General features: G+C 33.9%; 5 protein-coding genes. 4 read left to right on the forward strand and 1 reads right to left on the reverse strand.

Annotated features, from left to right (window positions below):
* Nucleotides 1-67 precede the first annotated feature (67 nt).
* From B5X64_RS13735 to B5X64_RS13750, 4 genes are all read left to right on the forward strand, one after another.
* Nucleotides 68-1,378, forward strand: a complete 1,311-nt coding sequence (locus tag B5X64_RS13735) for a TolC family protein (RefSeq protein ID WP_079465787.1) — start codon at nt 68-70, stop codon at nt 1,376-1,378.
* A gap of 24 nt (nt 1,379-1,402) precedes the next feature.
* Complete coding sequence (locus tag B5X64_RS13740; RefSeq protein WP_079465788.1) at nt 1,403-2,506, forward strand: HlyD family secretion protein; 1,104 nt, start codon at nt 1,403-1,405, stop codon at nt 2,504-2,506.
* 132 nt (nt 2,507-2,638) lie between these two features.
* Nucleotides 2,639-4,231: an efflux MFS transporter permease gene (locus B5X64_RS13745; protein ID WP_079465789.1), complete on the forward strand. Its 1,593-nt coding sequence runs from the start codon at nt 2,639-2,641 to the stop codon at nt 4,229-4,231.
* A 265-nt stretch (nt 4,232-4,496) separates the two neighbouring features.
* Nucleotides 4,497-6,380 (forward strand): PEP/pyruvate-binding domain-containing protein, encoded by a 1,884-nt coding sequence (locus B5X64_RS13750; RefSeq protein WP_079465790.1) that lies wholly within the window; start codon nt 4,497-4,499, stop codon nt 6,378-6,380.
* 190 nt (nt 6,381-6,570) lie between these two features.
* Here the strand turns inward: B5X64_RS13750 and B5X64_RS13755 are convergent, their stop codons facing one another.
* Nucleotides 6,571-7,128: a DUF4956 domain-containing protein gene (locus tag B5X64_RS13755; RefSeq protein WP_164463406.1), complete on the reverse strand. Its 558-nt coding sequence runs from the start codon at nt 7,126-7,128 to the stop codon at nt 6,571-6,573.
* Between the last annotated feature and the right edge of the window lie 161 nt (nt 7,129-7,289).

A 7,289-nucleotide genomic window follows, 5' to 3' on the forward strand; every position in this document is an offset into this window, starting at 1 on the left:
TTCCAAAATTCAAACATTTGTTTGATTGTATGCTTCGCCTAACTTTGCATCTGTAAAGCAAGGTAAAATGGTAAAAAACATAAAAACAGCACTATCAGTTTTGATAGGTCTTTTTCCTGCGCTGTTTTTTTCACAAGAAATAAAACAGATGACAGCGAGTGAAGTTGCCGAATTGGCAATTCAGAATCATCAGCAAATTAAAGTTTCTGCTCAGAATATCGATATTGCAAAACAGCAGACAGATATTACAAAACTTCAGAAACTTCCTACAATCACAGCTTCTACGAGCCAATTTTATTTGGGAAATGTGATCGCAATTGACAAAGATTTCTCGAATTCAACGACTATTCCGATGCCGCATTACGGAAGTTCGTATGCTGTACAGGCGACTCAATTAATTTTCAAAGGAGGGTTGGTCAATAAGTCTATTGAATTGGCTGGACTTCGTGAACAGCTTTCCGAATTAGATTTAGAGAATAGAAAACAGGATATAAAGTTTTTGGTAATTTCTAATTATTTAGACATTTATAAAATTTTAAATCAGGAAGTTGTCATTCAAAACAATAAAAAGCTGGGTCAGGAACGTCTGAAAAATATTCAAAAATTTTATCAGCAAGGAATGATTACCAGAAATGAAGTGATTCGTGGTGAATTGGCGATTAAAAATTTAGACCAGGGAATGTTAACCCTAGTCAATAACAGAAAAATCCTCAATTATAATCTGAATATTGCTTTAGGATTAGATTCTAAGACACAGATTATTCCTATAGAAAATTTAGGCAATAAAGAAACAGGAATCGGGATGGATTATTATCTGAATTTGGCTCACGACAACAATCCACAAATAAAATCTGCAAAAGCAAATATTGCCGTTGCCGATAAAAATATCGAAATCATTAAAACGGATAAAATGCCGACACTTTCAGGTTTTGGAGGATATACTTTACAACGACCTATTACGACAAGAAATCCTGTGTTGGATATGTATTCAAGCGGTTGGCAAGGTGGTGTTTCTTTGAGCTATAATATTGATAATTTATATAAAACCAAAGAAAGAGTGAAGCTTGGTGAGCTGCAGAAAAATCAGGCAAATGATGCGATGACATTGGTGCAGCAGAATCTTGATATGGCAGTGAATGCAGCATATACAAAATATCAGGAGGCGATTCAGCAGACTGAAATTCTGAATGATGCTAAAAATTTAGCTGATGAAAACTACAAAATTACAGAAGCTAAATATCTGAATCAACTGGCTGTACAAGCTGAAATGATTGATGCACAAATTCAAAAGCTGCAATCGGAGCTAGATTTGGCTAATGCAGAAATCAATGTTTTGTATCAATATTATAATCTGTTGAAATCTACAGGAACACTTTAATCTTTAAAACTGAAAATCAAAATAATGGAAAACAAGGAACAAAATACTCAAGATACACAGCCTGCAGTTTCAAGTGCAGAAGATAAGAAAAAACAAAATAAAAAGAATAAAATAAGAGCCATCATCTCAAATATTATTGTTTTTCTGGTGATTGGTTTTGGACTGTTTTGGTTGATTCGTCAATATTTTCACATCGGCGATAAAACCTATACAGAAGCTGCTCAGGTGGAAGAATTTATAAATCCAATCAACACACGAGTTTCAGCTTATATCAAAGAAATTAAATTCATCGAACATCAACAGGTGAAAAAAGGCGACACTTTGGTAATCTTGGATGAGAGAGAAATAATGACGCAGCTTGGTCAGGCAGAAGCTGCTTATCAAAATGCTTTGGCACAAAAATCGGCTACAAGTTCATCGGTAAATACAGTTTCTAATAACGTAAGTGTTATGGAATCTAATATTGCGGGAGCAAAAGCCAGACTTTGGAATGCCGAACAGAATTTAAACCGATACAAAAACCTTTTAGCTTCGGAAGCGGTTACAAAACAGCAATTTGACCAGATGAAAACAGAATATGACGCCCAAAAAGCAGCGTATGAAACATTGGTGAATCAAAAGCAGTCAGCCAATCTTTCGACAACTGAAGTGAAAAGCAAATTAGGAATCAATGATGCAGAAATCAAAAGAACAAAATCTGCGTTGGAAATGGCAAAAATCAACCTTTCTTACACCGTAATTACTGCACCTTACGATGGCGTGATGGGAAGAAGAGTAATTTCTGAAGGTCAGCTGATTCAGCCGGGACAACAGGTGGGAACGATTGTTTTAAATAATCACAAATGGGTAACTGCCAACTTTTTGGAAAGCCAAATGCCGAATATTAAAATCGGACAAAAAATGATGATGACCGCAGATGCTTTGGGTGGAAAACAATTTGAAGGAATGGTAACTGCAATTTCTGCAGCAACGGGTTCGAGATATTCTAGTGTTCCAACAGACAATTCTACGGGTAACTTCATTAAAGTGCAACAGAGAATTCCTGTAAGAATAGAATTTACATCATCAAACAAAAAAGAAGATGTTGCCAAGCTGAGCGCAGGAATGAATATGAATGTTTCTTTATAAAGAGACGAATAGATTATAGACAGGTAGATAAAAGACTTTTGTGATTATTTGTAATAAACCAAAATTCTCATCTATCTAAAATCTTATGACTGTCTATTCTCTATTAGTCTATCATCTATTAGTATAAAAATTATGTATAACAAAGGTCTTTTCAGCGATTGGGTTCCGAAACTTGTTCAGCTGTTAATTATAGTTTTATTGCTTATTGTCGTGATGCCTTTAGGAGGCGTTTATGCAGGGAATTTGAGTTTTATGGTCAGTGGAACAGGTCAGCTTACCGAATATTTTATGTGGGCAAATTATGCCACAACTATTGGGATGGGCGCTTGTATGCCGGTCGTTCTCAGATTTAAAATGCGATATAAAGTACGTGATAAAGTAGTGCTTTTACTGGTGCTTTTAGGATTGCTAAGTTACATTAACGGAACTACGATGGATCCTGTAATTATTATTGCAAGTGCTTTGGTTATTGGATTTTTAAAAATGATGATTACCATCGAGTTATTTCTTCCGTTGATGGCAATGATGGGTGGAAGAGGGGTTTTCTATGGTGTATTTTATACATTTGTTTTGAGTTTGACCCAGATTTCTGGTTATTATGCGGTAGAAGTTTCGATGCTTTACAATTGGCAGCAGTTTTTCAATATTGCAGCGCTTCAGTGTTTTGTAATGGCTTTGATTTGTTGGATGTTTATGCACAATAAATATTTTGCTTTAAAAGTTCCGTTGCATTATATCGATTGGCTGAGTATTCTGTTATTTGTTTCTACTTTTATGTTTTCGGCTTACGTTTTTTCATTTGGAAAACAGCAGGATTGGCTGAATTCTACAAGGATTATTAATGCAAGTATTGCGGCATTTGTAAGTTTTGCTTTGTTGGCAATACGTCAGATGACTTTGAAAAGACCCTATTTATCTTTTAAAATCTTCAAGCGAAGCAATGTTCAAAACGGGTTGTTTATGCTGTTTTGTTTGGGAATGTTTTTAGGAACTGCTTCCATTCAAAATATCTTTTCGGTCGGTGTTTTAGGATATGACCAATTGACCAATGCTAAACTGAATCTGATGATGATCCCCGGATTAATTCTTGCCGGAATTGTAGCTGTTTATTGGTTTAAAAAAGAAAAACCTCTCAAGATGTTCATCTTTTCAGGGTTTTCTGCGATGATCGGTTATGCTATTATTATGTACTTTTCAATGGTACTAGAATTTAATTATGAGAAATGGTATTTGCCGATGTTTCTGAAAGGTTTTGGGATGGGGTCACTTTTTATTTCCGTTTGGTATTATACTTTAGATAAGTTGGAACTCGATGATATGTTGGCGGCAATCGGATTGGTTTTGGTTTGGCGTACTTTCCTTGCGGTAGGATTTTTCTCAGCATTATTTTCATGGTTTCAATATCAGTTTCAGATTGAGAGTTTAGGCAATTTAGCAGTCTATTTAGATGGAATGACGCTTACTTCACAAGATCTTTCGGCCAATTTAAAAAGCATTCAACTGAACGCAATTCTTTCTGCCAACAAGAAAATTTTCGGTTACATCATCGTTGCAGGTTTTGGAGTATTGCTGTTTGTTTTAACCCATCATTTTGGGGAAGAAAAATTCAAATATCCAAGATTTATAAGACTCATCAATGGTAAATCGGTCATTGCCAGAAGAAGATTGCAGGAACGCAAAAAGTTATTAGAAGAAATAAAAGATGCGGCAGGACCTGTCGTTTAAAGATACCTTGTTTTCACTTGTAAAGTCTCGTTTTATTTTCAAAGCGGGACTTTGCTTTTGAAGAACAATCACCATCAAAAATAAGTTAGAATTATTACTTATTAATCATAACCAATTACTTATATTTTCCGGAGCTTTTTCCCGCTATCCACTATATCTTTTGTTCCGCTTTGCTTCACAAAAGGATGCCGTTTCTATCGGGGCTAATTACTATTTGTCAAATTCAGGATAATGTCTACATTTGTGAGGTAATCTTCACAAAAACATGAAAAATATTTTAGTATTCTTATTTCTCACATTGTCACTTTTATCATATTCGCAGGATAATTATGTGCATTCTATTACCAAGAAACAGCAGTTTCTGAACCTTTCCGGGAAACCGCTTACAGATAAGTTTACCAATATGAAATCTGTAAAAGTGGTTTATGATTACGGTGCGAAAAAAATATACTTCTTTAACAGTACAAGATATACCTATCATTACGATTTCTGCGTGCAGGTTTTGGGGTTTAGTCAGGAAATAGGAGAGTTTAACAAAGAATCTTACAATCCAACCAATAAGAGAGCTTATCTTCTTGCCAATATCAATTATTTAGAAGATTCTGATGATTGGGTGATGGAACTGGCTGCTTCAGACGAGATGAATGCTGGTTTGATCAATTTCTTTTTTAATGAAGTCAATAAAAATGTGTTTTTCAAAGATAAGCTGAAGTTTTATCTGAATTCTCCGCATGTAATCGGCTTAAATTCAAAAAAAGCGTTAAAAATTCCAACCGTTTTCTCAGATTTTATTTTTAAAAGAATTACAGAACAGTCGATTGAAAATACTTCCAGTATCGGGATTCTTAAAAAATATGATTTACAGAAGAAGGAAGATTTCAATCCTAAATCTGATGAAATCATTATTATCAATACTACTCCTGAGTTTATTCCAACCGTTCGTGGAATTATTATTACCGAGCTTCAGACCCCTTTAAGTCATTTGGTTTTGCTGGCGAAAAATAGAAATATTCCGGTGTATGTAGATACAAAAGTTTGGGAAAAGCAATCAGTTAATAATCTTTTAGGTAAGAAAGTGGAGTTGATAACCAAAGAAAATTCATATTCATTAAAAGCTTCACAAAAACCAATTCCAGTTAAGAAAGCGGTGAAAGAAATTATTCTGAAAAGAGACCTTTCGGTAACCGATTTAGTCGATCTTGAAACCGTCACTCCTTTAAATATCGTTAATTCTATTGGTTCAAAGGCTACAAATCTTGGACTTTTAAAACAGATTCAAAAAGAATTAAAGTCCTATAAAACTCCGGAATATGCTTTTGCAATTCCGTTTTATTATTTTGACCAGCATATTAAGGATAATCATTTTCAGGATAAAATCAATGCATTGTATGCGATTCCGAAAGATTCTGTGAAACTTCTGGAAAAGGAATTAAAAGCATTTAGAAAAACGGTGAAAAATTCTAAAGTGAATCCTGAACTTTTGAAGAAAATAGAAGAAAAGCTCAATGCTCAAAATGATTTTAAAAACTTCAGATTCCGTTCTTCAACAAATGCTGAAGATATGGAAGGGTTCAACGGGGCTGGATTATACGATTCTAAAACTGCAATCATTGGAGACACTGAAAAAACTGTAGAAAAAGCTATTTTGGAAGTCTGGTCAAGTTTCTGGAACTTCCGTGCTTTTCAGGAGCGTGATTTGTTTGGAATCAATCATGAAAGCTGTGCAATGGGCGTGTTGGTACATCGTTCTTTCCCGGATGAGAAAGCTAATGGAGTTTTGGTTACAAGAAATTTATATCGTGACCGATATGCAGGAATTACCGTAAATGTTCAGTTAGGTGAAGAATCTGTTGTAAAACCTGAACCGGGTGTAACCTGTGATGAATTTTACTGTCACAATTTTAACGGATTTGGTTCTTTTGTCGTTGATTATCGTTCTACATCAAGCCTAAATAGCGGAAAACCTATTCTTACAGAAACAGAAATTAAAAAGTTATTTGATATTTCTCCTGTTTTAGAAAGAAAACTTTATCTTCTTTGGCAGAAACGGAAAATGGCCAAAAGAAGTTATCCTTTAGATATAGAATTCAAATATTTGGGTGATGAAAAGCAATTGTATATTAAGCAGGCAAGAGCTTATATGGATTGAGTTTTTAATTATCAAGTTTTATAATAAACGCAAAGATGATGTTTCTTTATGATAACTTAAGGAGCAAAGATGAATCAATAAATTGATTTTATAAAGCTTATAAATATTCCTTACGCTTAAGCGACTTGTTCGCTATTCTTTGCTTCTTACATATGCTCCAATTTTATTAAAACTTTGCGTTATTAAGGCATTAATGTGAAAGCTTTAAAATCACAATATTATCATTCAGATTAATGGTTTTAATATTGTAGCTGAAGTTTTTCAGTTTAGTTTTTTCTGTTAAAACCTTTTTTCGTTCCGCTTCTTCCAATTGAAGAAAGTCTAAAGAAGAAATAACTTCAATCGAGTTTTTTTCAGAAACGATAGGTGATTTTTTTTCGAGGTAATTTAAAACTAAATATATCACAACAATCGAAATGTTGATTCCTAAAAGAATTTCAAGTTTTTTAATGGGTAAAAGTCCGTCTAAAAGGGAAAGTGTGATGGACACAAATAGGAAAACAATGGTCTGAATGGTAAAAGTTTCCGTTCTGAAACGAAGGATTGAGAAAATAGCAAAAAGGCCAAAACCCACTCCGAGACTATATTCCGCTTTGGTAAAAACCAAACACATGAAAAATGTACAAACGCTGATTAATCCCAAAAGAGGATGCAGCCTGATGTTACGGTTTCTGTTTGAAAAATAATAAAGAGTGAAAATCGATATGCAAAGTATCGCTAAACGTTCAAAAAGTTCCTGTAATTCCAAAATTGTGCTTTTAGTTTTGACAAATATACAATTTAGAATGAATGATTTTTAGAAAAAATGAAATTCGTCAGTTCGATTTCTATGACATTTGCAAGTTGTTTTCATACACAGAATTGTTTTTAATTAAAGCATAAACTCTGTGTATGATTTTATTTCTAATC

Origin of the sequence: Chryseobacterium balustinum (assembly GCF_900168205.1) — a bacterium.
Lineage (GTDB): Bacteria > Bacteroidota > Bacteroidia > Flavobacteriales > Weeksellaceae > Chryseobacterium > Chryseobacterium balustinum.